The organism is Variovorax sp. GW821-FHT09D05 (genome assembly GCF_059416325.1).
Map to the genome: position 1 here is coordinate 185528 of NZ_JBWKOZ010000013.1, position 26203 is coordinate 211730.

A 26203-nucleotide genomic window follows, 5' to 3' on the forward strand; every position below is an offset into this window, starting at 1 on the left:
CCCGCATCGATCAGTTCTTCGCGGCGCGCGCCTCCGGCATCGCCGACGAGTGGTGATGCGCGATCAGCCACTGCCCGTTCACCCATTCGTAGACATAGGTGTAGCGGGCATGCACCGTGCCGCCATCCTTGAAGCGGAAGGTGTAGGTGCCGACGTCCTGCGCCACGTTGCAGCCGATCTTGACGATGCGCTTGTCGATCGTGCCTTGCGGCTCGCTCTTGAGGAACTTGACGAAGTAGTCGCGGATCTCCGCCGGGTTGGTGCGCGGCTGGTTCGACACGGTCGCCAGCAGCACGCCGTCGGGTGCGTAGTTGGCGACCACCTTGTCGGGGTCCAGCGTGCGCAGCGAGTTGTTCCAGCGGTCGAACAGCGCGCCGATCTGCGCTTCATTGGTCGGCGCGCAAGCAACGGCGCCCGAACCCTGGGCCAGCGCACCGGTGGCGAGAGTGAGAGAAAGAACGCCGAGGGCGGCACTGGTGACGAGACTTTTCTTCACGGAGATTCCTTGTTGTGAAAGTGTTGAAGCACCGGTGTCTGCCGGCGCTGCACCGCATTCGCGAGGCAGGAATCAAGTCTCTGGCGCAGAGATGAACACGACCCGTGGCGGGCCATGAACGCAGGTTGAAGCGCAGATGAACAACGGATGAACGCGCGCCCGGGCGTCCAGTTGTTCAGGCCTCCTGCGCGTCGAGCCGGTAGCCGAAGCCGCGCACGGTCTTGAGCAGCGCGAGCGGGTGGCCCTCGTCGATCTTGGCCCTGAGGCGGCGCACGTAGACGTCGACCACATTGGTCAGCGGATCCTCGTTGGTGCCCCACACGTTCGAGAGGATGCGCTCGCGGCTGTAGACGCGGCCGGGCGCGCTCATCAGCAGCTCCAGGAAGGCCAGCTCCTTCGCCGTCAGCGCAATCGGCTGTCCGGCCCGCGTGACCTGCATGCGTTCGCGGTCCAGCACGAGGTCGGCCACCTGCAGGCTGCTCGCTTTCACGCGCTGTTCGCGTCCGCGCCGCAGCAGCGCCTCGATGCGCGCGAGCAGTTCCTCGAAGGCGAAGGGCTTGGTCAGATAGTCGTCCGCGCCCAGCCGCAGGCCGTTGACCTTGTCCTCCAGCGAGCTCATGGCCGTGAGCATCAGCACCGGCACATGATGGCCTTCGGCGCGCATCGTCTGGCAGAGCTCCAGGCCGCTGATGCCGGGCAGCATCAGGTCGAGGATGAGCAGCGCCGGCTCTCCGCCGCGCGCCAATGCCAGGCCCTCGGTGCCAGTGCGCGCCAGCTGCACGCCATAGCCTTCGGCGCGCAGGCCGCGCTGCAGAAAGTCGGCCACGCGCGGATCGTCTTCGACCACGAGGATGTTGTTCATGCGGCCTCCGGCGTTGTGGGGCTGGCTGCGCCATCAAAGCGCGGCAGCCGGATGCGAACCGTCGTGCCCACGAACGGTTCGCTGTCTATGTCGATGCGCCCTTCGTGCGCGACAACGATGGCCTGCGCGATCGACAGGCCGATGCCGGTGCCGTCGACCCGATGAGCCCGCGCGCGCTGGCCGCGCGTGAAGCGCTGGAACACCGTGGGCAGCTCGTCGGCGTCGATGCCGATGCCCTTGTCGCGCACTGCGATCTCCGCGCATCCGTCGACTTCACGCCAGCCGATGCGGACCTCGCCGCCCGAGCGCGAATAGCGCACCGCGTTGTCGAGCACGATCACCAAGGCCTGGCGCAGCCGGTCGGCATCGGCATGCACGTAGAGCAGCCCTGGCTGTGCGTCGCGCGAGGCATCGAGGCGAACCCCAACGCCGTGCAGCGCACCCAGCGCCTCGGCCTGCTCGGTGGCATCGCCGACCAGCAGGCCGAGGTCCACCTGGTCCTGCCGCATGACGAGCTGATCGGCCTCGGCGCGCGCGATCAGCATCAGGTCGTCGATCACCCGCGCGAGCTGCTCCACGCCGCCGACGATGCGCGACAGCGTTTCCTTGTATTCGGCCAGCGGCTTGTCGGTGCCGCGCAGCGCGATCTCGGCCTCGCCGCGGATGGCGGTGGCCGGCGTGCGCAGCTCGTGGCTCAGGTCGGCAAACAACTGGCGGCGGCGCTGGTCGATGTTCTGCAGCGTGACGTGCGCGGTCTGCAACTCGGCCGTGCGCGCATCCACTGCTTCTTCGAGCTTGTGCCGCGCGGCTTCGGCATCGCTTCGGCGCTGCTGCAGTTCGGCGGCCATGGCGTTGAAGTTCTCGGCCACCTGGCCGAATTCGTCACCCGAGCCGACCGCCATGCGATGGTCCATCTGGCCCGCCTGCAAGGCCTGCGTGCCGGTCAGCAGGCTGGCGATGGGCGCCTGCAGCCGCCGGTTCAGGCGAATGGCGAGCAGCACCGCCGCTGCCAGGGTCAACACAGCGAGGCCGATGGCCTGCAGGCGCAGCACCTCGATCGCGTGCTCGGTGGCCAGGCGCGCGGCCGGCACCGCCTGCTTCTGGCGCTCGATTGCGCCGTTGACGAGTTCGCGCAGGTCGCGCCCGCGCGTCACGTCGAACACCTGGTTGATCTGCCGCCACACCGATGAAAACTCCGCTCCCGGCTGCAGTGGCGTGAGCTGCAGCAGGCGATCCTGGACCGCGGCGATGTTGGCATCGAGCAGGTCGATGCTGGCCGCCAGCTGGGTCACCGCCTCGGGCACCTGTGTGCCCCGCGCCGAGGTCACGGTGGTCCACCAGGCCAGGTCGCGCTGCGTCAGGTCCCGCAGGCTGGCTGCGCTGGAGCGCATGCCGGCCAGCCAGCGGTCGCGCGACTCGATGGGTGCGTCGCCATTCATCAGCCGCTGCGAGGCCCAGACCCGCAGCCGCTGCTTGTTGGCGGACAGCTCCAGCAAGTCGGACTGGATGTCGCTCGCCAACCGGCTGTGCTGCGCATAGAAGGTGACGCGCTCGGAGCCCAGGTAGATGAAGGCTGCCTGCACGCAGACCAGCGCAACGAGCGCCGCGAAGGCCAGCGAAAGCCGCGAGCGGAATTTGATGGAAGGCATCGATCGGTGCGAGGCGGATACCTGCTTGGAAGGGTGCGAAGAATAGCCCATGCCCGTTGGACGGCCAGACATCCATCACTTCTGTTGAAGCTCGATTGACCCGAGCATCGATGTTTGCGATGCTCCAGGCGTGATCAACGAACTCAAGACCTTCATTGCGGTGTGCAAGCTCGGCACCTTCGCGGCAGCCGGCGACCGCATCGGCCTCACACAATCGGCAGTGAGCAGCCAGATGAAGCGGCTCGAAGAGGCCCTGGGCTTCGAGCTCTTCGACCGGACGGGCCGATCGGCCACCTTGAACGTCGCGGGCCAGACGACCTTGCCGCGGGCAGAAGAAATCTGCGCCCTGTTCGCCAAGCTCGGCGAACTTCCTCACGACGACGCCGCCCGGGGGCTCCTTCGCATCGGTTCGATTGCGTCGGCGCAACCAACTCTGCTGGCGCGCGCGCTCGAGCAGCTGCGCAAATCATTTCCCCTTGTGCGCGTCCATGTGTCGCCCGGCGTCTCGATGCGCCTGATGGACGACCTGGACGCCGGCAAGATCGATGCGGCCGTGATCATCCGCCCGCCCTTCGGAATGCCTCCCGACCTGACGTGGCAGGCATTGGTGCAGGAGCCCTTTGTGCTGGTCGTGCCCAAGGCCGTTCCCGCAACGAAGAACTGGCGGGCGCTGATCCAGGAACAGCCGTTCCTTCGCTACGACAGGGCTTCGTTCGGAGGGCGGATGGTCGAGGCGTTTCTTCGCCGGGAAGGCCTTGCGGTCAACGACGCCATCGAGATCGACGAGATCCCCGGGTTGATTCATCTGGCCTCCAGGGGCCTGGGCGTGGCGCTTGTGCCGCTGGTCGAGGCGCATCTTCCGATGCCTGCGGGAGTGCGCATCGTCTCGCTGGGCGAGTTCACTTTCCATCGCGAAATCGGCTTGCTTCATCGCAAGCCCCGGGCCAGTCCGCCCGTGGTGGCGCACTTCGCCCAATGCCTACGCGATGCGGTCGACGCGACGGCACCGACTCGCCGACGTTCGGCGTAGTGCCGACTTGACCGGCTCAGCCCCTCAATCGCCCGGTATGTGGGGTGGATTCAGCACCACGGGCTTCGCCGACTTCTTGCGCATGCGGATGTTGAGCATTTCCACGCTCAGCGAGAAAGCCATTGCGAAGTACACATACCCCTTGGGCACGTGATGCTCGAAGCCTTCGGCGACCAGCACGACACCCACCACCACCAGGAAGGACAGCGCCAGCATCTTGATGGTGGGATGGTTGGAGACGAAGCGGCCGATCGGCCCGGCGAACAGCATCATGAGCAGCACCGAGGCGATCACCGCCGCGATCATGACGCGCACGTCGTCCACCATGCCGACCGCGGTGATGATCGAGTCGAGCGAGAACACCAGGTCGATGAGCATGATCTGCAGGATCACCGAGGCGAAGGTCGCCTTGGCCGTGCTCTGCTTGTGCTCGTGTTCGCCCTCAAGCGACTGGTGAACCTCGCTCGTGCTCTTCCAGATCAGGAACAGCCCGCCCAGGATCAGGATCAGGTCACGGCCCGAGATCTCCTGGCCGAACACCACGAAGAGCGGCTTCACCAGCCCGACGATCCATGCCAGCACCAGCAGCAGGCCGATGCGCATGAACATGGCCATGAAAAGGCCGATGCGCCGCGCGAACTCCCGCTGGGCCAGCGGCAGCTTGTCGACCAGGATCGAGATGAAGATGATGTTGTCGATCCCGAGGACCAGCTCAAGCGCGGTCAGGGTGGCGAAGGCGATCCAGACCTGGGGATCGGAGAGAAGTTGGAGCATGGGCGCGACTCTGTTGCGTCAACGCGCGGTCGGCGACCGCGGCGGGCGAGCGCATCTTAAAGGCGCGCACGCACAGGGCGCCAGCGCCCCCGCGACCCATGGGCCATTGCCCGTTCAGCGGGCGAAAAGCGAGCTCAGGTCCGCGAACGACTTCATCTCGATGGCGTTCCCGGAGGGGTCCAGGAAGAACATCGTCGCCTGCTCGCCGGGCTCGCCCTTGAACCGGATATAGGGCTCGATGACGAACTTGGTCTGGCGGGCGATGAGCTTGTCGGCCATGGCCTGCCATTGGTCCATGGGAACGATCGCGCCGAAGTGACGCACCGGCACGTCGTGACCGTCGACCGAACTGCTCTGGTGGTGGCCGCATTCGTCTGGCGCCAGGTGCGCCACGATCTGATGGCCGTAGAAATCGAAGTCGACCCATTCGGGCGCGCTGCGGCCTTCGGGGCATCCCAGCAGGTCGCCGTAGAAGGCGCGCGCTTCGGCGATGTCGCGCACGGGGAACGCGAGATGAAACGGGATGCGGGTGCTGGTGCTGCTCATGGGCTTTCCATCGGATCAAGGGGTGGGATGGGCGCAACTTTAGGCAGCGGCCCTCATTATCGAAAGCGATATATTTTTCTTGTGAGCCACACCAATTTCGATGCATCAGTCGGGCGACACTGCGGGGATTGAACTCCTGAATCCACAGCGAAGATGCCATCGACTCCTCCCTCTCCTGCCGTTCATGTCCACCAGCAACCGCGATCACCTCTGACCGGGCTGTGGACGGGGCTGTTGCGGATTTTCGGCAAGAGCGCTCCTGCGCAGGCGATGCCGCAGGGGGCCAAGAACGGCAAGGCCGGAATCCACCCCTGGCTCGCCGCAGGCGAGCAGGTGAACGCCGATGTGCTGATTGACGGCAGGACTGTCGCCCGGCTGGAGCACAAGGCAGTGCTGCCCGGACTGAAGAAGCTCCCTGCGGTGGTCTTCGATCTGCCCGCCGGACTCCAGCGCTTCGAACTGCGCGGATCGCATGTCGACGCGCAAGGGCGAGCCACATCATTCAAGAAGCGGTGGGCCGTGCTCGACCTGGCCCCTGTCTCCCATCCGCTCTACGACCAGAGCCAGCCCCTGATCGACCGGGTCCGGGCCTTTGCCCATCTGTCCAGGCTGGTAGAGGTGGGCGAGCCGCACTGGCCTGCCGGCATCACCGCGCAAGCAGCACTCCTCGAATCGGAGACGCGCCTGAACGTCCGGTTGCCCGCGCTGCTGCGCGAAGTGCTGGGTGGGGCAAACGTCGAGATCGGAAACTCGTACTTCCTGCCTCCCCACCGCCTGCAGACGCCCATCGACCTGCTGACGGGCTTGGGCGGCCATGCTCTCGACGATGGCAACCAGTCCCTGAACACCTTGCTGCCCCCCGCCGTCCTTGCACGCTACAAGCGCAGCGTGGCCGTGTTCGTGGAGATCGGCGACGGCCTCGGCGCCCTGGCCTGGGACCCGGATGGCGTCGCTCCCGGGGAGCCGCCCAACACCCCGGCAGACGAAGGCAACTCCGGCGCCCGGCCCGCGATACCGAATGAAGGAGTCTGGTACTGGCTCCACCAGGAGCACATCGCCGAACCCGGACTGCTGCTGGACGACGAGTACAAGCCACAGGACGCCGAATCCGCTCTGACCAACGTGTTCAAACGCCTCGCCCTGTCGCAGGCGGGCTCGCCCGAGTCCGAAAACCAGCTGCTGGTGGACACTGCGCACCCGCGCAATCTGCTGCAGCTTCACTTCGATGAACCGCGCAAGCCACGACTCCGGCTGCGCAGCTACGACTACCACTACAGCCTGTACTGAGCAATCTCCTCCCTGCGGCCGTTCGCCGCCGCAGACGGGCACCACCCGCTCCCAAGGCTGTGCAAGCCTGCCGGGCCGGGGCCGACGCGCGCCTGGCTTCGGCCCGCGTTTTTCTCACCTGCGTCTACAGCACTGCTGTGTGTGAATAAAGTGCGTCGGGAAAGCTCTCGCCGCAAGTCGTTGATTCGAAAACTTTTTTTGAAATTCACGATTCAGCGGAAAGTGCGTCGCCGTTCTTGGCAACTAATCGCCCTACGCGGAAAGTCACCCACTCCCTCTGGAGCGAGCAGCCCATCACAACAAACTAGGGGCTGTGAATTTCCGCCCTCGATCGACCCACACTTCCAATCTGCAGGCACCAGCCGCATCACTGCACGGTTTCAGCACCGGCGCGGGGCCGCGCGATTGAGACAAAACCATCCGTAGGTGGCAGTCATTGCTGACCGGCAACGACTGGCTTGACGGTGCCGCCAAAGGCAGGAATCCGGGAGAACACGTCAGCAATGAAATCCATAAACACGGTTGCTCGCGTCGGCAAAAGTCGATTGGCGACGTAGACGATCTGGACAGGAACGGCCGGCGCGGAGTAGCCCTTCAAGATGAACTTCAGGCGCCCACTCCTCAACCCTTCGTCGAAGAGCCATGCCGGGCCGTGGCCGATTCCCAAGCCTGCAATGACCGCCGAGCTGACCGCTTCAGGTGAGTTCACTCTGAGCCTGCCGGAAACGGGCACATCGGTCTCGCGAAAGCGCCAAGTAGCACCCGACGACAGCAGCGTGTAGATGACGCAGTCGTGGTCTCGGAGGTCGTCAGGCGTTTGCGGCACGCCGCGCCGCGCAAGGTAGCTTTCACTCGCCACGAACACCCGCTCGTAAGACCCGATGCGTCGGGCGCGCAGCGCGCTGTCCTCCAGTTGTCCGATGCGAATCGCCAGCTCCGTCCCCTCATCGACGAGGTTGACAAAGCGATCATTGATTTGCAGGTCCAGGGTCAACTTCGGATAGCGCTCAAGAAAAGTCGGGATGTGCGGCAACACGAAAGCATGGGCCAGCGCGGTGGGGCAGGCTACCCGCAAGAGCCCTGACGGATCGACGTTGCTCCTGAAAGACGACTCGGACTCGTCCACAGCATCAAGAATCCGCCGGACGTCCGCGTAGTAGCGCTCCCCCTCAGGCGTGAGGGCAAGCTTCCGTGTGGATCGGTGCAGGAGCCGGGTCTGGAGGTGCTCTTCCAGCGCTGCGACGTAGCGGCTCACGTTCGGCTGCCCCAGGCCCAGGTCACGAGCTGCGGCCGTGAAGCTCCCCGTCTCCACGGCACGCGCGAAGCAGGTCATCAGCAGGAATCGGTCCAAGTGTCCCTCCAATTCATGCCTGAAATGCATGGATGGTATTCAATCGGGCCATCTTATAGAAATGGAGGCATGGATGCACATTCTCCTCATCGGCCACGGTGGGTGGCCGTCTACAGGAGAAAGTCATGTCACGCTTGCAAGGCAAACGCACCCTCATAACTGGCGGCACCAGCGGCATTGGCCTGGAAACTGCCAAGCAGTTTCTGGCCGAAGGCGCCCGCGTCATCGTCACCGGCGTCAACCCGGATTCCATCGCCAAGGCCCAGGCCGAACTCGGACCTGAGGTGCTGGTTCTGCGCGCCGACTCGGCCAGCGTGGCAGCGCAGAAGGACCTGGCACAAGCCGTCAAGAACCACTACGGCCAGTTGGACGTGGCCTTCCTCAACGCGGGCATCTCCGTCTGGCTGCCGCTCGAAGACTGGACGGAAGAGATGTTCGACCGCTCGTTCGACGTCAACGTCAAGGGCCCGTACTTCCTGATCCAGTCGCTGCTGCCGGTGTTCGCACCCTCCGCATCGGTCGTCCTGAACACGTCCGTCAGCGCGCATGTGGGCGCAGACCGCTCCTCCGTTTACGCGGCCACCAAGGCAGCGGTCCTGAACATGTCGAAGACGCTGTCGACCGAGTTGCTCGGGCGCGGGGTTCGCATCAACGCGGTCAGCCCGGGGCCTATCGACACGCCGCTGTACGACAAGCTGGGCATCCCCGAGGCCTACCGCGAACAACTGAACAAGGACATCGCGGCCACCATCCCGCTGGGCCGCTTCGGCACGCCTGAAGAGGTAGCCAAGGCCGTGCTGTACCTGGCCTCCGATGAATCCCGCTGGTCGATTGGCACGGAAATCGTGGTCGACGGCGGTCGCCTGCTCAATCGCTGAGCGCACAAGGTCCTGCGCGCCGAAGGCGCCTTGCGACTGGGACGAGTCGAAGGCGCCTTCCTGATCCCTGCCAACACAGATGCCCATCAAGATGCTTACCCTGATCAGCCACCCGCTCTGCCCGTTCGTGCAGCGCGCCGCGATCGTCCTTCTGGAGAAGGGCGTCGCCTTCGAACGCGTTAACGTCGACCTGTCGGCCAAGCCCGATTGGTTCCTCGCGCTGTCGCCCACTGGCAAGGTGCCCGTGCTCAAGGTTCCCCAGGCCCATGCCGAGGACGCGGCGCTTTTTGAAAGCGTGGTGATCTGCGAGTACCTCAACGAGACGCAGGGCGGCTCGCCGATGTACCCCCACGACGCGCTGACACGCGCCCGACACCGCGCCTGGATCGAGTTCGCCACCCAGACTTTCGCTGAAGGCTGGCAGTTCCTTCATGCGCGTGACTCGCAGGTTGCGGATGCGAAGCGCGCCAGCTTCCGTGAGCGCCTGGCCAAGTTGGAGTCGGAAGTCACCGCAGGCCCGTATTTCGCTGGCGCGGCGTTCGGCATGGTCGATGCAGTCTATGCACCGCTCTTTCGCTACTTCGAGCTGATCGACCCGTCAGCGACGCAGCAAATCTTCGATGGCCTGCCGCGCGTTTCGGCCTGGCGAGAGGCATTGGCAGTGCGAGCCAGCGTGAGGAATGCAGTTGCCGAGGACTACGCCTCCCGCTTCCAGGCGCATCTCCACCAGCAAGGTGCCCTGCTGCCCGGCATCTACGCCGCCGGCGACCTGACCACGCCCTTCTTGCCCTCGGTCACCCAGGCATCGTCGCAGGGCGCGATGGCGGGGATCTTCGCCCAGCAATCGATGCTGGTTTGAGAGCACCCGATCGACTCGCACGCAATCTCATCAGTCGTCGTGGACGGGGTTTTGCGGACCTTCCCTGGCCGGCCCTGGCGGCTTGTCCTCCTGCTCAAGTGCTGCGACGTCCTCAAGAGTCCAGAAATCTCTGCGCGTCCAAGGCAGCCATGCAACCGCTTCCCGCACTGGTGACCGCTTGCCGATAGATGTGGTCCTGAACGTCCCCTGCGGCGAACACCCCGGGAACATTGGTCATGGAGGCATACCCATCCAGGCCGGACCGCGTCTTGATGTAGCCATCCGCCATCGTCAGTTGGCCTTCGAAGAGGATCGTATTAGGTTGATGCCCGATCGCAATGAAGCAGCCCTTCACTTCCACCAGCTCGCTGAAGGCCCCAGCCCGGTCTTGAAGCCGTACGCCCGTGACGCCTTCGTCGTCACCCAGCACCTGTTCGACCACGCAGTTCAACTTCAGTTCGATCTTGCCCTCTTCGATTTTCTTGTGCAGCCGGTCCAGGAGGATCGGCTCGGCCCGGAACTTCTCGCGCCTGTGAATCAGGGTGACCTTCCTGGCGATGTTCGACAGGTAGAGGGCCTCTTCCACCGCGCTGTTTCCACCGCCCACAACGCAGACATCCTGATCCACGTAGAAGAATCCGTCGCAGGTCGCGCATCCTGAAACGCCACGGCCACGAAACGCTTCTTCCGAGGGAAGTCCCAAGTACTTGGCTGACGCGCCGGTGGCAATGATCAGGGCGTCGCAAGAGTAGGAGCCGCTGTCCCCCGTGAGGACAAACGGCCGACTTTGCAGATTCACCTCACGGATGTGGTCGACCATCACGCGCGTATCGAAGCGCTCTGCGTGCTGCAAAAATCGCTCCATCAGTTGCGGCCCCATCACGCCTTGGACATCGGCCGGCCAGTTTTCCACGTCCGTGGTCGTCGTCAGTTGGCCACCCTGCACGTTGCCGGTGATGAGCACGGGGGCAAGATTCGCTCGCGCCGCGTAAATGGCGGCGGTGTAACCGGCAGGGCCTGAACCCAGGATGATCAGTTTGGAGTGATTGAGCATGGGGAAGTCACGAATGGAAGTTGCGCGAAGGTCATCGGCCCGGGCCTATTCCCAAAGTCCCTTGGGCATGGGCAGCCCCTGCAGGATTTCGCTGGTCAGCTGCTGCTCGACGGGAATGCCCTTTTCGTTGCACCACCAGAGGAGCTGACGCGTGTGCTGGCCGCTGTGCCAGACCGAGCGCTCCAGAAAGGAATGCATGGAATGCACGCCATAGAACATCTTCAGAGGTTGTGTGCAGCTTCGGTCTTCGAGGGTGTCCCACCACTGGGCCACTCGCTTCTTCTTGTCGTCCGCATAGGCGAGGATGCCGGGGAGGTCGATGTCCGGCGGTGCATCCACGTTGGCGACGATCGTCCAGTCTTCCAGGCCATTGATCACGACCTGTAAATAGGCGTCGGGCACCTGGAAGATGTGATACGCCACATCGCGAACCGTGCGCGCACGCGGGGGCGCCGGCCGTTCCTCCAGCATCGCGGCAGGAATCTTCGAGATCGCATGCGTGGCGATCTCCATGATCTTCTTCCAGCGCTCCACGAGCACTTCGGGAGGCAGGACGTCCACGACGTTTTCGACACCAACGAACTTGGCAACGTCGTCCAGCGACTGCGCGAAGGTGTACTCCCGGTCACGCACCACCACCGGAATGGACCGGATCCCCAATGACGCCAGAAACTTCATGGCGCCAGGGTCGGTGGCGACGTTGACCGACTCGAAGGGGACGCCCTTGTTGGTCAGAAACTCCTTGACCCTGACGCAACTGGAGCACCCGGTGGTCCAGTAGACGGTGATCGATTCCATGGCAGGCCTGCTTTTGAGTGATGAAGACTTCACTCTATGGATCGCATGGCCGCGGCGCTATTCAATGTGCAGACAGGGCCTTCGTTCAAGTCGATGGCGCGTCCGGAACGGGCCGGATGCCAACCCACCTCCGGTCCTCCAAAGCCTCGCGGATCAAGTTGTCCAATACGTCGTAGACAGCGGTCGCCGCCGCTCCGAGCGGGAGGTGCTCGGAGGTGCACAGCACCACGTTTCTGGAAATGTCCAGTGCGTTGATGACCAGCGGCCGGTCGGCCAGGCTCTTGAGCTGCTTCTGCAGGGCGGATGCGGGCAGGATCGTGTGGGCGTTGCCGGTTTCCACCGCGTCGACCAAGGTCCGCAGGGAGTCGACTTCGGCAAGCGGCTCAATGGTGAGGCCGTGCGCGGCCAGTCCGGCTTGCACGATCCGTCTCATGCCCGTCTGACGGCTCGAAAGAAACAGCGGCAACTTCGCCACCTCCGCGATTGACATGCCTTGGTCGCGTGGCTTGATTCCCGAACCGACGGGGGACACGAGATAGATCATCTCGTTGAACAAGGGCTGTTCCACGATGCCGGGCGAAGGCTCGAATTGGTAGGTGACGGTCATGTCGAGCCTTCCCTGCAGGACCATCTCTTTCAGCAGGTAGCTCATGCCCTCGGCCAGGTGGAGCCTGACCTGCGGCAGCCGTGTCCGCGCAGCCACCAGGAGGTCGATGGCAAGGAGGTCCTGCACGACCACCGGCAAGCCCAGCGAAGCGGGCCCGCTCACTTCGGACGCGGACCGTTCGACGTCCTGCGTGGCACGTTCCACCTGCCGCAGGATGGCGACCGCGTGCTTGTAGAGCGTCTTACCGGCCTCTGTGGGAGTCACCCCCGTCGAACGGCGGATCAACAGCTTCTGATGAAGGCGCGTTTCCAGGCCTGAGATCTGCAGGCTCAGGGCCGACTGGGCCACATTGAGTTCCACCGACGCCCGCGACATGCTGCGCTGCTCGACGATCTTGACGAAATACTTCAGCTGGCGAAGGTCCATATAGCGCTCATTGGCTCGGCAAAGCCGGCATGCCATCTTCGGTTGCGATGCCCGGATACTCCGATTGAATAGCGGACCTCCTGGCGATCGGGATACTTCTCTCGATACCCACCACTACAAGGCTCCTGCCATGAGACAAACTCCCGTGATTCGCCGACGCACGCTCCTGGGTGCTGCAACTGCAGCCGTCGGATTGTGCGTGCTGCCCGCCTTCTCGCAAAGCGCGAAGCCTTTGCGCCTCGTGGTCCCGTATCCGCCGGGTGGAGCCGTCGACGCCACTGCCAGGCTACTGTCCGAGAAGTTGCCCGCAACGCTGCAGGGCCGGGCGGTGATTGTGGACAACCGTCCGGGTGCCGGCGGCAACATTGCTGCCGCGCTGGTTGCGCGCTCGGATGCAGACGGCAGCAGCGTGCTGGTCACCTCGAACAACCACACCATCAACCTTGCCCTGTACCAGAAGCCGGGATATGCCCTCGAGGAGTTCGTGCCGATCGCGCAGCTCGGCGTGACGGGATTCGTGATCGTTGCGCATCCTTCGACAAATTTCAAAACATTGCGCGATCTACTGGACGCGGCGCGCGCCAAGCCGAACTCGATCTCGTTCGGCACGGGCGGCAGTGGCCATCCCGCGCATCTCGCGACCGAGATGCTGAAGGAACGCGCCAAGGTTTCCATGCAGCACGTTCCATACAAAGGCTCCGGGCCACTCACGGCCGATCTGCTGGGTGGTCAACTGCCGGTGGGGGTAATTTCTGTGGTGGCGGCCCAACCTTTCGTCGCCTCGGGGCAACTCATCGGCCTGGGGGTGACAACCAAGGAACGCTGGCCCGATCTACCGAAGGTCCCGACCGTCGAAGAATCTGGATTTCCGGGCTACGAGTACAGCGGCTGGATTGGGTTGCTCGGTAGAGTGGGAATGCCGGAAGCCGACGTCGCGGCTCTCGAAAAGCAGCTGCTCGCGATCGTTGCGACCGAAGAAGGGCGCTCAAGGCTGTACAAGCAGGGCATCGTCGTTGCACCGAAGGGCCGCACGGAGTTCAAGGCGGCGATTGCCCATGACGCCACCGTGAACCGCGAACTCGTCAAAGCTGCCGGCGTGCGCGTGGATTGACCAGGCTGGATGTAGCCTCTCCACCTACGAAGCAGGCGCGGTGAACAGTGCCTCGATCTCCCGCGCCGCCGCGGCCACGGCCACCTGCAAGCTCTTCAAGTGACCGGGAGATGAGTACCGTGTGCACGTGCCCGACAACGAGAGTGCTCCCAGCAATCTGTCTCGCGTGTCGAAGACGGGCGATGCAACCGCCGCGAGTTCCGGATCTCGCTCTCCCAGGCTCGTCTGCACCAGGTCCGGAGAACCGACGGGCCTGCCGGTTTCGAACTGGCGCATGACGCGACCACTTGCGCCTCGTTCCGTCGACAGGGTGTCGCCGACCCTCAGAAGGTGGCTGACAGCCTGATTCCCAAAGGCGACTGCAACGCACAAGCGCAGATCGCCATGGGGCACGAAGAAACTCGCGGTCTCTCCGGTGTCCTCTGCGAGGCGGTTCAAGGTCGACTGGACCACGGCCGCGATGCCTTGCGTCGCGTTACCCGTGCGCTCGAGCACTGCTATCGCCGGCCCCAATCGATAGCGCTCGGTTCCGTCCTTCAACACGAAAGAGTACTGCGCCAGCGAGCGCAACAGGCGGGACGCGGTGGCTTTGTCCAGACCTGTCGCACGGGCCACCTCGCTGAGCTTCTGGCCCTCGTCATAGCGCAACGCCATCAGCAGCCGAAGCCCTCGCTCCAGCGCGTTGACGCGCAGCGCGGATGTCCCTGCCGCGGAGTCTTCTTTTGACATAGAGCCCTTTCAACGCTAAAGTTGTTTCATACAACGATCATACAGGATCATCAGGTGAAACACAATAGCGAAGACATCGATTCCAGACTGCCGCTGGCCGGGCTGAAAGTCCTGGACTTCGGCCACACGGTCATGGCGCCCACATGCGGCCTGATCCTGGCGGATCTCGGAGCGGAGGTCGTACGCATCGAGCGTGTGGAAGGCGATCCGACGCGCAGCCTCACGGGCTTCGGGTCGGGGTTCTTCGGCTATCTCAACCGCAACAAGCAAAGCGTTGCGATCGATCTGAAGAATCCTCTGTCCCGTCCGGTGCTCGCGCGCGCCTTCGAATGGGCCGACGTGGTGATCGAGAACTTCGGTCCCGATGTGATGGACCGGCTGGGGTATGGCTATGCCGAGGCGAACCGCATCAATTCCCGGATCATCTATTGCTCGCTCAAGGGCTTTCTGCCGGGCCCCTATCAGGCGCGCCCTGCTCTCGATGAAGTCGTGCAGATGATGGGTGGGCTGGCCTACATGACGGGTCCGGTCGGCCAACCGATCCGGGCGGGTGCGTCCATTGTCGACATGACAGGCGGCATGTTCGGCGTGATTGGAATCATGGCCGCTCTTCGTGCTCGCGAAGCCACGGGCCAAGGTTCCCGTGTGACCAGTGCCTTGTACGAGACGACTGCCTTCCTGGTGGGTCAGCACATGGCCATGGCGCAGTTCGGCGACACGCCAGTCGTGCCGATGCCGGCGAGGACGCAGGCCTGGTGCCTCTACGACCTCTGCCCATGCGCCGATGGCCAGATGTTCATCGGCATCACCAGCGACGCTCAATGGAACCGGTTCTGTGTCGCCTTCGGCCTGCAAGAGCTCCTGGACGACCCGCGCCTGGCGACCAATTCGAGCAGGACCAAGGAGCGGCCTTGGCTCATCCCGCGTCTCAACGAGAAGTTCGCGACGCTCTCAATGGCCGCTGTCGAGGCACTCTGCAAGAAGGCTGAGATTCCCTTCGGGCCCGTGCGCACTCCGCTGGATCTTCTCGAGGACGAGCATTTGCGTGCCAACGGCTCACTGCTGGAGGTGAAGGTTGGCGACCGGCGCGCCAGTTTGCCGGCGATGCCATTCCGAATCGACGACCACTTGCCCAGTGTTCGCCTCCAGCCTCAGGGCGTCGGTGCGCAGACCGCTGAGTATCTGAACACCTGGGGATTGTCGGACGCGGAGTCGCAGCACTTGTTCGATTGCGGTGCCGTTGCCGGACCCCAATAGCAATCCCCGAACTGATCATCCCCCACAAAAACCGTAGGAGACAACCACATGACCGGATTCAATCGTCGTCAACTTCTTGCCGCTTCTTCACTCTTGTGGATCCCGCACCTCGCGTTCGCGAGTGAAGCCTATCCCAGCAAATCCATTCGGCTCACGACGCCAAACTCGGCGGGCTCGGGCGCTGATGGCATGGCACGCCGCCTCGCGGACCATATGACCAGGGCAGTGAAGCAACCTGTGTTCGTCGAGAACCTTCCCGGGGCAGGCGGAGTACTGGGCACCGAGAACCTGCTGCGCGCACAGCCGGACGGCTACACGATCGGCCTGATCAGCTCGAACTACGTGGTGTTCCCTCACCTGTACAAGAAGTTCGCGTACGACGCGCTGAAGGACATGACGCCGATCGCGGGGGTCGCATCAACGCCGATGGTTCTGATCGCGCGGGCAGATCTGCCGGCGAACAATGTCGGCGAACTGAAGGCGCTGGCGCTGAAGAGCCCCGGAAAGCTGACTTTGGGCTCCTCGGGGAACGGCACCATCCTGCACCTCATGGGGATGTACATGCAGGAGCAGGGGCAGTTCACGCTCACCCATGTGCCGTACAAGGGGGCGGGGCCCGTCATTCCGGACTTGGTCAGTGGAACCGTCGATGTGGCCTTTTTCTCGTACGCCAGTGTCGAGGGGCTCGTCAAACAAGGCAGGCTCAAGGTGCTGGGGGTATCCAGTGCCAAACGCATGCCGAACCTGCCCGAAGTACCCGCGATCGCGGAAAGCTTTCCTGGCTGCGTCCTGGAGGCGTGGTACGCAGTGATCGGACCGAAGGGCATGCCGAAGGAAATCGTGCAGAAGCTCAACGAGACCATCACGGCGATCGTGCAATCGGATTCCTTCAAGGGCCAGATTGCGGCCGAAGGCGCAGTGCCTGCCGCGATGGCACCCGAGGCGCTCATGGCATTCATGCGGACCGAATTCACCAAGCACGGCTCGCTGGTGTCTCGGTCCGGCGCAGTCATCCAGTAGAGGCCGCAGTCATGACCGTCTGCACTCTTTTCGAAAAACTCTGGGATCAGCACCGCATCGCTGACCTCGAGGGTGGCGAGACATTGGTCCACATCGACCGCCACCTGCTGTACGAGATCACGAGCCCTCAGGCCTTCGATGGCCTCCAGCAGGCCGGCCGGCGGGTGCGCAATCCGGAGCTGACCTTCGGAACGACCGACCATCTGGTGTCGACACGGCGCAATCGGGATGACGAAACCGTCGAGGGCGGGGCCGCGCTGATACGGGCGTTCCGTCACAGTACCCGTGCTCACGGCATACGGCATTTCGATGTGCAGGATGCACAGCAGGGCATCGTCCATGTCATCGCTCCCGAACTGGGCATTGCGTTGCCGGGCATGACCTTGGTTTGCGGTGACAGTCATACCGGTACGGTCGGTGCGCTGGGCTCATGGGCCTGGGGAATCGGCACCTCGTCGGCGGAGCAAGTGCTCGCGACCCAGACCCTTGCCGTGCGCAAGCCGAAAACGATGCGGATTCTGGTCGACGGACAACTGAGTGCTGGCGTGACGCCCAAAGACCTCATCCTGTACCTGATCGGACAGATCGGAACAGCAGGCGCCACAGGCTATGCGCTCGAGCTCGCGGGGCAAGCGATCACCGATATGCCCATGGAGGGACGATTTACCCTGTGCAACATGGGCGTGGAAGCCGGCGCACGCACCACCATGATCGCTCCGGACGACACGACGTTCAGCTATCTTCACGGACGCGAGTTCGCACCGAAGGGTTCAAGCTTCGATGCAGCGGTACGGGAGTGGCGGCAGCTGGCCTCTGACCCCGGGGCAGTGTTCGACAGGGAACTGCGCTTCCACGCGAGCGCTGCGGCGCCGCAGATCACCTGGGGCACGAGCCCCGAGCAAGTGATGCCGATCGACTCGACAGTGCCGATTCCAGCCCACTTCGATACCGAGGAGCAGCGCGGAGCCGCGCAGCGTGCGATCGAGTACATGGGGCTGCAGCCCGGCGCTTCCTTGCTTGGCCTCAAAGTCGACGCAGTTTTCATCGGCTCCTGCACGAACAGCCGACTGTCAGATCTTTCGGCCGCTGCCGAGATCGTCCGCAGTCACAAGGTAGCGAGCCACGTCAGAGCTTTGGTGGTCCCGGGTTCGATGACGGTCAAGCGCGAGGCCGAAGCGCTGGGCTTGCATCGTGTCTTCCTGGACGCCGGTTTCGAGTGGCGCGAGCCGGGATGTTCGATGTGCGCTGCGGTGAACGACGACGTTGTTCCGCCGGGCGCGCGGTGCGTCTCCACCTCGAATCGCAATTTCGAAGGCCGGCAAGGCCCTCGTGCCCGCACCCACCTTGCCAGCCCAGCCGTCGCGGCGGCCGCGGCCATCACCGGCGTCATCACCGACGCTCGACGTCTCTGAGACTGATCATGCAGCCCTTCACTCAATGGCGAGGCATCGCCGCACCGATGCCCAAAGCGAACGTCGACACCGACGCGATCATCGCGGTTCAGCATGTCTACACCCTGAAGAAATCGGGACTGGGCAACTACTTGTTCCACCGGTGGCGGTACGCGCCGGGCGGAGAAGAGGTCGACGACTTCGTGTTGAACCGAGCACCCTTTCGACAGGCGACCGTTCTGGTTGCGCAGTCGAACTTCGGCTGTGGGAGCTCACGCGAACATGCGGTCTGGGCGCTCGCGGATTTCGGCATTCGATGTGTCATCGCTCCAAGCTTCGCTTCGATCCTCCACGAAAACTGCATCAAGAACGGCATCCTCCCCTTGACCTTGAATGAGCAGGAAGTCGAAGACCTCCTGGCCATGCTCGAGAGAGAGGAATGCAAGCTGGTCGACATCGACCTGAAGGCGTGCCAGGTCACCTTTCCGGACGGATCGGTGCATTCATTCACGCTTGACACAGCCCAACGCGATGCCTTGCTCCAAGGGCTTGATCCCATCACCCTCGCTGAGCGCTACGAGGATGACATTTCCGCGTTTCAGCAAAGGGACCGTCAGGTGCGTCCCTGGATCTGGCAAACGGGCAGCTGATTTTTTGGTTGAGAACCTATGCAAATCAAAATCACCGAGGTCGGGCCGCGAGACGGCCTGCAGATCGAGAAGAGCTTCATTCCCACCGCTCGAAAAGTCCAGCTTATCGATGCGCTCTTCCACGCAGGCATACGCTCCGTGGAGGCCGCCTCCTTCGTATCGCCCACGGCCGTCCCGCAGATGGCGGATGCCGCCGACGTCGTACAGCGGATCAGCAGACCGGAAGGCTCTGTCGTGAGCGTGCTTGCGCCTAATGTTCGAGGTGCACATGATGCGATCCGGGCCGGGGCTGACGAGTTGGTGGCGTTCGTGTCAGCCAGCGCGACGCACAACAGGAAGAACCTGAACCGCAGCATCGCCGATTCGCTGATCAACATCGAAGCGGTCGCCGACGTGGCATTCCAGCATCGCATTCCGGTGCGGGGCGCGATTTCCACTGTCTTCGGTTGCCCCTTCGAAGGCGATGTGGATGCCAGTTCAGTGGTCGGTATCGTCCAGGCGCTCAGCCGCATCGGAATCCGGCATGTCACCCTGGCGGACACAACGGGCATGGCGACGCCCGCCGTGGTTCGGGCCGTGTGCGCAAGCGTCCGGAACGCCGTCCCCGAGGCAAGGCTTTCGCTCCATTTCCACAACACCCGGGGTCTCGGTCTCGTGAACGTGGCAGCCGGCCTGGAGCTTGAGATCGAGGAGTACGAATCCTCGGTTGGAGGGGTTGGAGGCTGTCCCTTCGCCCCTGGCGCCACGGGCAATGTGTGCACCGAGGATCTGGTGCACTACCTCCACGAGGAAGGTCACGGTACGGGGATCGACCTCGATTCGCTCGTACGGGCGGCATGGCTGCTGGAAGAGACGCTGGGGCGCCCTTTGCCGGGTCAAGTCATGCGCGCGGGAAAGCGCCTGCGGCTCTATGACGCCGAGGCGGCACCTGCCGCCACGGCACGGTGAACTTTGCCCGTTGATCGTCGGCTCAAATCAAACAGTTTGAAGGGGCCTCGGTGCTCCACAAGGAGATACGCAATGGGCGCAGCGGACACGGCCTTTCAGAAGGTGGACATCTACGGCACCGAGGACGGGCCGGCCTTTCTTTCGGGCATTCAGGCCCTGGTGCGGCTGCCGATGGTTCAGCGGCGTCTGGATCGAAGTCAAGGCCTGGACACTGCCGGACTCGTCTCTGGTTATCGCGGATCGCCACTGGGCGGCTACGACCAACAGCTGTGGAAGGCCGCCGCTGCACTGAAAGCCCACGACATCGTCTTTCAGCCGGGCCTCAATGAAGACCTTGCTGCGACGGCCCTTTGGGGGGCGCAGATGCACCGCGCGTTCGGGCCCGCGAGGTGGATGGCGTCTTCGGCATCTGGTACGGCAAGGGGCCTGGCATCGATCGTACACGCCACGCACGCGCAGCAGCCCGAGTGGTTCTCGACCGCGCCCATCGGTGCCGTCGCCAAGCTGTCCCAGAAGACCGGCTGGAAGGTGAAAGACGTCGATCTGTGGGAAGTGAACGAGGCCTTCGCCGTGGTGCCGATGGCGCTGATGCACGAGCTCGACGTGTCGCACGAGATCGTCAACGTGCACGGCGGCGCCTGCGCGCTGGGCCACCCGATCGGCGCCAGCGGCGCTCGAATCATGGTCACGCTGATCCATGCGCTGAAGGCGCGCGGCAAGAAGCGCGGCGTGGCGACGCTGTGCATGGGCGGCGGCGAAGGCACCGCCGTGGCTCTGGAACTCCTCTGAGATTTGCCATGCTGCTGACTCCCGACCAGGAAGCCATCCGCGACGCGGTGCGCGATTTCTCGCAAGCCGAACTCTGGCCCAACGCGCCCAAGTGGGACCGCGAGCACAGCTTTCCGAAGGAAGCCCACCAGGGCCTCGCGGCGCTGGGCGCCTACGGCATCTGCGTGCCCGAAGAGAACGGCGGCGCCGGCCTCGACTACCTCACTCTCGCGCTGGTGCTGGAGGAAATCGCGGCCGGCGACGGCGGCACCAGCACCGCCATCAGCGTGACCAACTGCCCGGTCAACGCCATCCTCATGCGCTACGGCAACGCGCAGCAGAAGAAGCAGTGGCTCGAACCGCTGGCGCAGGGCCAGATGCTCGGCGCCTTCTGTCTCACCGAACCGCAGGCAGGCAGCGATGCCTCGAGCCTGCGCACCACGGCGCGCAAGGACGGCGACGCCTACGTGATCGACGGTGTGAAGCAGTTCATCACCAGCGGCAAGAACGGCCAGGTGGCCATCGTCATCGCGGTAACGGACAAGGGCGCAGGCAAGCGCGGCATGAGCGCGTTCATCGTGCCGACCGATGCGCCGGGCTACAACGTGGCGCGCCTGGAAGACAAGCTGGGCCAGCACAGCAGCGACACAGCGCAGATCAACTTCGACGGCTGCCGCATCCCGCGCGAGAACCTGATCGGCGCCGAGGGCGAGGGCTACAAGATCGCGCTCGGCGCGCTCGAAGGCGGCCGCATCGGCATTGCCGCGCAGAGCGTGGGCATGGCGCGCAGCGCCTTCGACGTGGCGCTGGCCTATGCCAAGGAACGCCAGGCTTTCGGCGGCTCGATCTTCGAGCAGCAGGCCGTGGGCTTTCGCCTGGCCGAATGCGCGACGCAGCTTGAAGCCGCGCGTCAGCTGATCTGGCATGCCGCGAGCCTGCGCGACGCCGGCTTGCCCTGCCTGAAGGAAGCCGCCATGGCCAAGCTGTTCGCCAGCGAGATGGCCGAGCGCGTGTGCAGCGCCGCCATCCAGACGCTGGGCGGCTACGGCTACGTGAACGACTTTCCGCTGGAGCGCATCTACCGCGACGTGCGCGTGTGCCAGATCTATGAAGGCACTTCGGACATCCAGAAGCTGCTGATCCAGCGCGCGCTGGCGTAGGGGCGGTTGACTGCCGAGAGCGCTTTGAAATCAGACGTGGCTGCTCGGGGCACTCGGTCGTACCTGCGATTGCTTGGGCGAATCTTCCATGCGTGAGTTTGGAGAAAGCACGATGTTAGAAATTCCGAGGACCATGAAACCCAGTGACGATGCTACGAGCCTGGCAAAGCTCCTGAGAGCCCCACTAGTTGAAGCTCTCTCCGCAGCCAACGTTGGCGAAGGGTACCCAATAAAGGTATCACCAAGGTCACTTCATCAGCTCGAATCCGTCATACGTATTTGCTGCTTCAACAGGGTTGCATGGACGCTTGAGAGTGCCTTGAAGATCATCGATGATGGAAGGGCGCTTGACTATGACGTCGTTGTCTCTCTGGTCTTCTTGGTCGAAAGCCATAAGTTGGCGGGGAGCCTGCTAGTGCCAACGGCTGCTATCGAGTCGCACAATCACTGGGGCAAGGCGCAATGAGGCGGTGAGAATGCACACATGATCATCTTGCATCATTGCGTCAGTGCGCGGTCGTTCCGGCCGCTTTGGGCACTCGAGGAAATTGGAGTTCCCTACGAACTGGAGATGCTTCCATTTCCACCGCGAGCGATGGCCCGCTCGTACCTGGACATCAATCCGCTAGGTACCGTACCCGCCTTTTCCGAGGATGGCGTCCGTATGACGGAGTCGGTGGCCATCTGCCAATATCTCGCGGCACGGTTCTCCGCCGGCAGGCTCGACGTCGGTGTGGACGAGCCGGACTACGGCGCTTATCTGAACTTCCTTCATTTCGGAGAAGCGACGCTGACCTTTCCGCAAACGCTCGTGTTGCGGTACGCACATTTCGAGATGGGTGAACGCCGGCAGCCCCAGGTCGCCGAAGACTACGCCAGATGGTTTGCAGCACGCCTGCGAACCCTGGAACCTCTGCTTGCGAAACAGGAATACCTTTGCGCCGACCGGTTCACCGCCGCCGATATTTCAGTCGGATATGCGCTCTTGCTCGCCCAGCACCTGGGGTTGAACGAACGATTCACGCCGGCCGTGTCGACCTACTGGAAACGCTTGCAGGCGCGCCCCGCATACCAGGCCGCCATGGCGGCGCAGGCGGCCGCGGCCAGCGCCCAGGGCGTCGCGACAATTCCGTCGCCGGACATCCGGCCCTGAGAACGAACCCTCGCAGCTTCGAAGGCCGTGCCTGTCGACATGGGGCTATGACGGAGCCACCCCTCGCATCAATGACGGCAGGGCGAGTTCGAGATCCTGTTTGAAGTCGTATCGCAGACTCTCCAGACCGGGCTGCTCGATCACTCGTGCCGCAACTTCGGCCGCGCACGTCTACAGCGCATCAGGGAATCTACGGATATATGATTCCCCGAATGGTCTTGATTGAGTGCATTTTTTGTATACAAATAACGCATCCGAAAAGCACGTACTCAATCCACCCCACTCGCACGAGGAAAGACCATGAGCACAGTCGTCAGCCAGGCCCCCGCGGGGGCAAGCGAAGCCGGCATTGCGCCGCACGCGGAATCGAACGCCCTCATCAAGCCCGGCTACCACCCGCGCCTGACCAACGAAGACCTCGCTCCGCTGAAGAAGCAGACCTGGGGCCAATACAACATCTTTGCCTTCTGGATGTCCGACGTGCACAGCGTGGGCGGCTACATCACGGCCGGCAGCCTGTTCGCGCTGGGCCTGTCGAGCTGGCAGGTGCTGGTGTCGCTGCTGGTGGGCATCGTGATCGTGCAGTTCTTCTGCAACCTGGTGGCCAAGCCCAGCCAGGTGACGGGTGTGCCCTACCCCGTGGTGTGCCGCGCGCCCTTCGGCGTGCTGGGCGCGAACATTCCGGCCATCATCCGCGGGTTGATCGCGGTGGCCTGGTACGGCGTGCAGACGTATCTCGCGTCGGCGGCGTTCATGGTGCTGGCGCTGCACATGGCCCCGGGCCTCGCGCCGTATGCCGATGTCGCGCAGTACGGCTTCGTCGGCCTCTCGGCGCTTGGCTGGGTCGCGTTCATGGTCATGTGGGTGCTGCAGGCCTTCGTGTTCTGGCGCGGCATGGATGCCATCCGCAAGTTCATCGACTGGGCCGGCCCGGCGGTGTACGTGGTGATGGCCGTGCTCTGCGGCTGGCTGGTGTGGAAGGCCGGCTGGAGCAACATCGACCTGAACCTGGGCGGCATCAAGTTCCAGGGCTGGGACGCGCTGCCCGTGATGCTCTCGGCCATTGCGCTGGTGGTGAGCTACTTCAGCGGCCCGATGCTCAACTTCGGCGACTTCTCGCGCTACGGCAAGAGCTTCGATGCGGTGAAGAAGGGCAACTTCTGGGGCCTGCCGGTGAACTTCGTGTTCTTCTCGCTGCTGACCGTCATCACCACCGCCGCCACGCTGCCCGTGTTTGGTGAACTCATCACCGATCCGGTGCACACCGTGGGCAAGATCGACAGCACCACCGCCGTGGTGCTGGGCGCACTGACCTTCATGATCGCCACCATCGGCATCAACATCGTGGCCAACTTCGTCTCGCCGGCCTTCGACTTCTCGAACGTGGCGCCGCAGCACATCAGCTGGCGCACGGGCGGCATGATCGCCGCGGTGGGCTCGGTGTTTCTCACCCCGTGGAACCTCTACAACAGCCCCGAGGTCATTCACTACACGCTCGACGTGCTGGGTTCGTTCATCGGCCCGCTGTTCGGCATCCTGATTGCCGACTACTACATCGTGCGCAAGCAGCGCATCGACGTGGACGCGCTCTACACGATGAGCCCCAAGGGCGAATACTGGTACAGCGGCGGCTACAACCCGAAGGCGATCCAGGCGCTGGTGCCGTCCGCCCTCGTGCCGATCCTGTGCGTGATGGTGCCGGCGCTGCGCGGTGGCGCCAACTATGCTTGGTTCATCGGCATGGGCCTGGGCTTCGTCCTCTATGCCCTGCTGAACCGCAACAGCAAGACTTGAACTGAAAGAGAAAGAAAGGGACCGCGCCGTGCGCATCAAGATCATCAATCCCAACACCACCTGGAGCATGACCGAGAAGATCGGCGCCTGCGCCCGCGCGGTGGCGCATGCCGGCACCGAGATCGTGGCCGTGAGCCCGGCCATGGGGCCGGTCTCCATCGAAAGCCACTACGACGAGGCGCTGGCCGTGCCGGGCTTGCTGCAGGAGATCGCTTCGGGCGAGCGCGACGGCATCGACGGCTACGTGATCGCCTGCTTCGGCGACCCGGGCCTGAAGGCCGCGCGCGAGCTGGCACGCGGCCCCGTGGTGGGCATCGCCGAGGCCGCCATGCACCTGGCCAGCATGATCGGCAGCCGCTTCAGCGTGGTGACCACCCTGGGCCGCACCATGGGCCAGGCCTGGCACCTGGCCGAGATCTACGGCATGGAGCGCTTCTGCGCCAACGTGCGCGCCTGCGAACTGCCCGTGCTCGAACTGGAAGAGCCGGGCTCGGGTGCGCGGGAACGCATCGTCGACGAATGCCGGCGCGCGCTCGAAGAAGACGGCTCCGACTGCATCGTGCTCGGCTGCGCCGGCATGACCGACCTGTGCGCGCACATCGAGCAGGTGCTCGGCGTGCCCGTGATCGACGGCGTGGCCGCGGGCACCAAGCTGATCGAATCGCTCGTCGCCCTGAAGCTGCGCACCAGCAAGCGCGGCGAATTGGCAAAGCCCCTGCCCAAGCCCATCATTGGTGCGCTCGAGGGCTTCACTCTCCCGCGCTAGGCCACAATCCGCGCATGCCCCGCGCCAGTTCCAAACCCTCCGCTTCCCCTGCCACCGCCGTTCCGGACGAGAACGGCGTGGCCGCAGCCGACAAGAACAGCTCCATCGAAAGCATCGCCAACGACATCGCCACCGCGATCGTCGAGAAGCGCCTGCCGCCCGGCACCTGGCTGCGCGAAGAAGCGCTGGGCCGCGTGTATTCGGTAAGCCGCACCAAGGTGCGCGCCGCGCTGCTGATGCTGTCGAAGGACAAGCTCATCGAGATGATTCCCGACAAGGGCGCCTTCGTCTGCCAGCCCTCGGTGGAAGAGGCCCGCGAGGTGTTCGCGGTGCGCCGCATCCTCGAAAGCGAAGTGGTGCGCCTGTTCATCGCCGCCGCGCGGCCGCGCGACTACCAGGTGCTGGAGCAGCACATCAAGTTCGAGCGCACCGCACTGCGCCAGACCACCACCACGGGCACTGTGCGCGAGAAGCTGCTGGGCGACTTCCACGTGGCGCTGGCCGAGGCCACCGGCAACCGCACGCTGGCCGAGCTGGTGCGTGAACTGGTCGCGCGCAGCTCGCTGATTGCGATGCTCTACCACTCGTCGAACGACCCGCATTGCTCGTCGGACGAGCACGCCGATTTCCTGCGCCTGTGCCGCAAGGGCGACGTGGAGGCAGCCGTGACGAGCATGATCGACCACCTGGAGCGCATCGAGTCCAGCCTCGAACTCGGCACCGAAAAGCCCGACCGCCAGCTCGATCTGGTCAAGGCGCTGCTCGCCTGACCCCACACGGCCGGCAGGGCCGGTGCGGCTGTCACACAACTGCGTCATGCTGTAGCCCGAATGGCTTAC

At 64.0% G+C, this 26203-nt stretch carries 25 protein-coding genes and 1 pseudogene; 16 read left to right on the forward strand and 10 right to left on the reverse strand.

The features are described 5' to 3' along the window. Positions 1–10 precede the first annotated feature (10 nt). The 3 genes from AC07O3_RS30380 to AC07O3_RS30390 all read right to left on the reverse strand — a co-directional run bounded on the left by AC07O3_RS30380 (position 11) and on the right by AC07O3_RS30390 (position 3007). On the reverse strand, positions 11–496 hold the full coding sequence (locus AC07O3_RS30380; RefSeq protein WP_093058869.1) for an SgcJ/EcaC family oxidoreductase: 486 nt from the start codon (positions 494–496) through the stop codon (positions 11–13). Positions 497–671: 175 nt separating this feature from the next. Next, positions 672–1358 carry a response regulator transcription factor gene (locus AC07O3_RS30385; protein WP_093058870.1) on the reverse strand — a complete coding sequence of 229 codons (687 nt, stop codon included), beginning with the start codon at positions 1356–1358 and terminating at the stop codon, positions 672–674. Then, complete coding sequence (locus tag AC07O3_RS30390) at positions 1355–3007, reverse strand: sensor histidine kinase (protein WP_495341089.1); 1653 nt, start codon at positions 3005–3007, stop codon at positions 1355–1357. Before AC07O3_RS30390 ends, AC07O3_RS30385 begins: the two co-directional genes overlap by 4 nt. Before the next feature lie 130 nt (positions 3008–3137). Here AC07O3_RS30390 and AC07O3_RS30395 point away from each other — a divergent pair, with 130 nt between their 5' ends. After that, positions 3138–4037 carry a LysR family transcriptional regulator gene (locus AC07O3_RS30395; protein ID WP_495341090.1) on the forward strand — a complete coding sequence of 300 codons (900 nt, stop codon included), beginning with the start codon at positions 3138–3140 and terminating at the stop codon, positions 4035–4037. Between the two features lie 24 nt (positions 4038–4061). Here the strand turns inward: AC07O3_RS30395 and AC07O3_RS30400 are convergent, their stop codons facing one another. Next, the gene (locus tag AC07O3_RS30400; RefSeq protein ID WP_093081345.1) at positions 4062–4811 is read right to left on the reverse strand and encodes a TerC family protein; all 750 of its coding nucleotides are present in this window, start codon (positions 4809–4811) and stop codon (positions 4062–4064) included. A 114-nt stretch (positions 4812–4925) separates the two neighbouring features. Further along, a complete protein-coding gene (locus AC07O3_RS30405) occupies positions 4926–5312 on the reverse strand; it encodes a VOC family protein (RefSeq protein WP_371127416.1) in 387 nt (128 codons plus the stop codon). Between the two features lie 198 nt (positions 5313–5510). On the opposite strand from AC07O3_RS30405, the gene AC07O3_RS30410 reads away from it, so the two are divergent. Beyond that, positions 5511–6644: a hypothetical protein gene (locus tag AC07O3_RS30410; RefSeq protein ID WP_495341091.1), complete on the forward strand. Its 1134-nt coding sequence runs from the start codon at positions 5511–5513 to the stop codon at positions 6642–6644. A gap of 433 nt (positions 6645–7077) precedes the next feature. Here AC07O3_RS30410 and AC07O3_RS30415 read toward each other — a convergent pair whose 3' ends face one another. Further along, positions 7078–7995 carry a LysR family transcriptional regulator gene (locus tag AC07O3_RS30415; protein WP_495341092.1) on the reverse strand — a complete coding sequence of 306 codons (918 nt, stop codon included), beginning with the start codon at positions 7993–7995 and terminating at the stop codon, positions 7078–7080. A 125-nt stretch (positions 7996–8120) separates the two neighbouring features. Between AC07O3_RS30415 and AC07O3_RS30420 the strand changes: the two genes are divergently transcribed. Then, positions 8121–8873 carry an SDR family oxidoreductase gene (locus AC07O3_RS30420; protein ID WP_477961822.1) on the forward strand — a complete coding sequence of 251 codons (753 nt, stop codon included), beginning with the start codon at positions 8121–8123 and terminating at the stop codon, positions 8871–8873. Between the two features lie 79 nt (positions 8874–8952). After that, a complete protein-coding gene (locus AC07O3_RS30425; RefSeq protein ID WP_495341093.1) occupies positions 8953–9732 on the forward strand; it encodes a glutathione S-transferase family protein in 780 nt (259 codons plus the stop codon). Between the two features lie 112 nt (positions 9733–9844). Here AC07O3_RS30425 and trxB read toward each other — a convergent pair whose 3' ends face one another. From trxB to AC07O3_RS30440, 3 genes are all read right to left on the reverse strand, one after another. Beyond that, a complete protein-coding gene (gene trxB / locus AC07O3_RS30430) occupies positions 9845–10786 on the reverse strand; it encodes a thioredoxin-disulfide reductase (protein ID WP_495341094.1) in 942 nt (313 codons plus the stop codon). Between the two features lie 45 nt (positions 10787–10831). Next, a complete protein-coding gene (locus AC07O3_RS30435; protein WP_495341095.1) occupies positions 10832–11584 on the reverse strand; it encodes a glutaredoxin domain-containing protein in 753 nt (250 codons plus the stop codon). A gap of 85 nt (positions 11585–11669) precedes the next feature. Then, positions 11670–12617 carry a LysR substrate-binding domain-containing protein gene (locus tag AC07O3_RS30440; protein WP_495341096.1) on the reverse strand — a complete coding sequence of 316 codons (948 nt, stop codon included), beginning with the start codon at positions 12615–12617 and terminating at the stop codon, positions 11670–11672. Between the two features lie 130 nt (positions 12618–12747). Between AC07O3_RS30440 and AC07O3_RS30445 the strand changes: the two genes are divergently transcribed. Beyond that, entirely contained in the window at positions 12748–13728 is a 981-nt protein-coding gene (locus AC07O3_RS30445) for a Bug family tripartite tricarboxylate transporter substrate binding protein (RefSeq protein ID WP_495341097.1), read from the forward strand. A gap of 24 nt (positions 13729–13752) precedes the next feature. Here AC07O3_RS30445 and AC07O3_RS30450 read toward each other — a convergent pair whose 3' ends face one another. After that, positions 13753–14457, reverse strand: coding sequence for an IclR family transcriptional regulator (locus AC07O3_RS30450; RefSeq protein WP_413332036.1), 705 nt, complete (start codon positions 14455–14457; stop codon positions 13753–13755). Positions 14458–14511: 54 nt separating this feature from the next. On the opposite strand from AC07O3_RS30450, the gene AC07O3_RS30455 reads away from it, so the two are divergent. The 11 genes and pseudogenes from AC07O3_RS30455 to AC07O3_RS30505 all read left to right on the forward strand — a co-directional run bounded on the left by AC07O3_RS30455 (position 14512) and on the right by AC07O3_RS30505 (position 26134). Continuing rightward, entirely contained in the window at positions 14512–15714 is a 1203-nt protein-coding gene (locus AC07O3_RS30455; RefSeq protein WP_413332038.1) for a CaiB/BaiF CoA transferase family protein, read from the forward strand. Positions 15715–15762: 48 nt separating this feature from the next. Continuing rightward, positions 15763–16734 carry a Bug family tripartite tricarboxylate transporter substrate binding protein gene (locus tag AC07O3_RS30460; protein ID WP_495341098.1) on the forward strand — a complete coding sequence of 324 codons (972 nt, stop codon included), beginning with the start codon at positions 15763–15765 and terminating at the stop codon, positions 16732–16734. A gap of 11 nt (positions 16735–16745) precedes the next feature. Then, positions 16746–18146: a 3-isopropylmalate dehydratase large subunit gene (gene leuC, locus AC07O3_RS30465; RefSeq protein WP_495341099.1), complete on the forward strand. Its 1401-nt coding sequence runs from the start codon at positions 16746–16748 to the stop codon at positions 18144–18146. A gap of 8 nt (positions 18147–18154) precedes the next feature. Next, positions 18155–18775 carry a 3-isopropylmalate dehydratase small subunit gene (leuD, locus tag AC07O3_RS30470; RefSeq protein ID WP_495341100.1) on the forward strand — a complete coding sequence of 207 codons (621 nt, stop codon included), beginning with the start codon at positions 18155–18157 and terminating at the stop codon, positions 18773–18775. A gap of 18 nt (positions 18776–18793) precedes the next feature. Next, positions 18794–19723, forward strand: a complete 930-nt coding sequence (locus tag AC07O3_RS30475) for a hydroxymethylglutaryl-CoA lyase (RefSeq protein WP_495341101.1) — start codon at positions 18794–18796, stop codon at positions 19721–19723. Between the two features lie 426 nt (positions 19724–20149). Beyond that, positions 20150–20512: pseudogene (locus AC07O3_RS30480) on the forward strand (acetyl-CoA C-acetyltransferase); the annotation flags it as partial. A gap of 8 nt (positions 20513–20520) precedes the next feature. Further along, complete coding sequence (locus AC07O3_RS30485; RefSeq protein WP_495341102.1) at positions 20521–21651, forward strand: acyl-CoA dehydrogenase family protein; 1131 nt, start codon at positions 20521–20523, stop codon at positions 21649–21651. 484 nt (positions 21652–22135) lie between these two features. Beyond that, positions 22136–22804 (forward strand): glutathione S-transferase family protein, encoded by a 669-nt coding sequence (locus AC07O3_RS30490; RefSeq protein ID WP_495341103.1) that lies wholly within the window; start codon positions 22136–22138, stop codon positions 22802–22804. A gap of 300 nt (positions 22805–23104) precedes the next feature. Beyond that, positions 23105–24598, forward strand: a complete 1494-nt coding sequence (locus AC07O3_RS30495; protein ID WP_093179680.1) for an NCS1 family nucleobase:cation symporter-1 — start codon at positions 23105–23107, stop codon at positions 24596–24598. Between the two features lie 28 nt (positions 24599–24626). Beyond that, positions 24627–25364 (forward strand): aspartate/glutamate racemase family protein, encoded by a 738-nt coding sequence (locus AC07O3_RS30500; RefSeq protein WP_093058877.1) that lies wholly within the window; start codon positions 24627–24629, stop codon positions 25362–25364. A 14-nt stretch (positions 25365–25378) separates the two neighbouring features. Next, positions 25379–26134 (forward strand): GntR family transcriptional regulator, encoded by a 756-nt coding sequence (locus AC07O3_RS30505; RefSeq protein ID WP_093058878.1) that lies wholly within the window; start codon positions 25379–25381, stop codon positions 26132–26134. Positions 26135–26203 lie beyond the last annotated feature (69 nt).

What these genes read in the sequence shown, in the direction of transcription:
- AC07O3_RS30385 (WP_093058870.1), bottom strand. Translation starts at nt 1,358, where the DNA reads ATGAACAACATCCTCGTGGTCGAAGACGATCCGCGCGTGGCCGACTTT.
- AC07O3_RS30445 (WP_495341097.1), top strand. Translation starts at nt 12,748, where the DNA reads ATGAGACAAACTCCCGTGATTCGCCGACGCACGCTCCTGGGTGCTGCA.
- leuD (WP_495341100.1), top strand. Translation starts at nt 18,155, where the DNA reads ATGCAGCCCTTCACTCAATGGCGAGGCATCGCCGCACCGATGCCCAAA.
- AC07O3_RS30420 (WP_477961822.1), top strand. Translation starts at nt 8,121, where the DNA reads ATGTCACGCTTGCAAGGCAAACGCACCCTCATAACTGGCGGCACCAGC.
- leuC (WP_495341099.1), top strand. Translation starts at nt 16,746, where the DNA reads ATGACCGTCTGCACTCTTTTCGAAAAACTCTGGGATCAGCACCGCATC.
- AC07O3_RS30400 (WP_093081345.1), bottom strand. Translation starts at nt 4,811, where the DNA reads ATGCTCCAACTTCTCTCCGATCCCCAGGTCTGGATCGCCTTCGCCACC.
- AC07O3_RS30495 (WP_093179680.1), top strand. Translation starts at nt 23,105, where the DNA reads ATGAGCACAGTCGTCAGCCAGGCCCCCGCGGGGGCAAGCGAAGCCGGC.
- AC07O3_RS30435 (WP_495341095.1), bottom strand. Translation starts at nt 11,584, where the DNA reads ATGGAATCGATCACCGTCTACTGGACCACCGGGTGCTCCAGTTGCGTC.
- trxB (WP_495341094.1), bottom strand. Translation starts at nt 10,786, where the DNA reads ATGCTCAATCACTCCAAACTGATCATCCTGGGTTCAGGCCCTGCCGGT.
- AC07O3_RS30410 (WP_495341091.1), top strand. Translation starts at nt 5,511, where the DNA reads ATGCCATCGACTCCTCCCTCTCCTGCCGTTCATGTCCACCAGCAACCG.
- AC07O3_RS30490 (WP_495341103.1), top strand. Translation starts at nt 22,136, where the DNA reads ATGATCATCTTGCATCATTGCGTCAGTGCGCGGTCGTTCCGGCCGCTT.
- AC07O3_RS30485 (WP_495341102.1), top strand. Translation starts at nt 20,521, where the DNA reads ATGCTGCTGACTCCCGACCAGGAAGCCATCCGCGACGCGGTGCGCGAT.
- AC07O3_RS30390 (WP_495341089.1), bottom strand. Translation starts at nt 3,007, where the DNA reads ATGCCTTCCATCAAATTCCGCTCGCGGCTTTCGCTGGCCTTCGCGGCG.
- AC07O3_RS30460 (WP_495341098.1), top strand. Translation starts at nt 15,763, where the DNA reads ATGACCGGATTCAATCGTCGTCAACTTCTTGCCGCTTCTTCACTCTTG.
- AC07O3_RS30440 (WP_495341096.1), bottom strand. Translation starts at nt 12,617, where the DNA reads ATGGACCTTCGCCAGCTGAAGTATTTCGTCAAGATCGTCGAGCAGCGC.
- AC07O3_RS30475 (WP_495341101.1), top strand. Translation starts at nt 18,794, where the DNA reads ATGCAAATCAAAATCACCGAGGTCGGGCCGCGAGACGGCCTGCAGATC.
- AC07O3_RS30505 (WP_093058878.1), top strand. Translation starts at nt 25,379, where the DNA reads ATGCCCCGCGCCAGTTCCAAACCCTCCGCTTCCCCTGCCACCGCCGTT.
- AC07O3_RS30450 (WP_413332036.1), bottom strand. Translation starts at nt 14,457, where the DNA reads ATGTCAAAAGAAGACTCCGCGGCAGGGACATCCGCGCTGCGCGTCAAC.
- AC07O3_RS30425 (WP_495341093.1), top strand. Translation starts at nt 8,953, where the DNA reads ATGCCCATCAAGATGCTTACCCTGATCAGCCACCCGCTCTGCCCGTTC.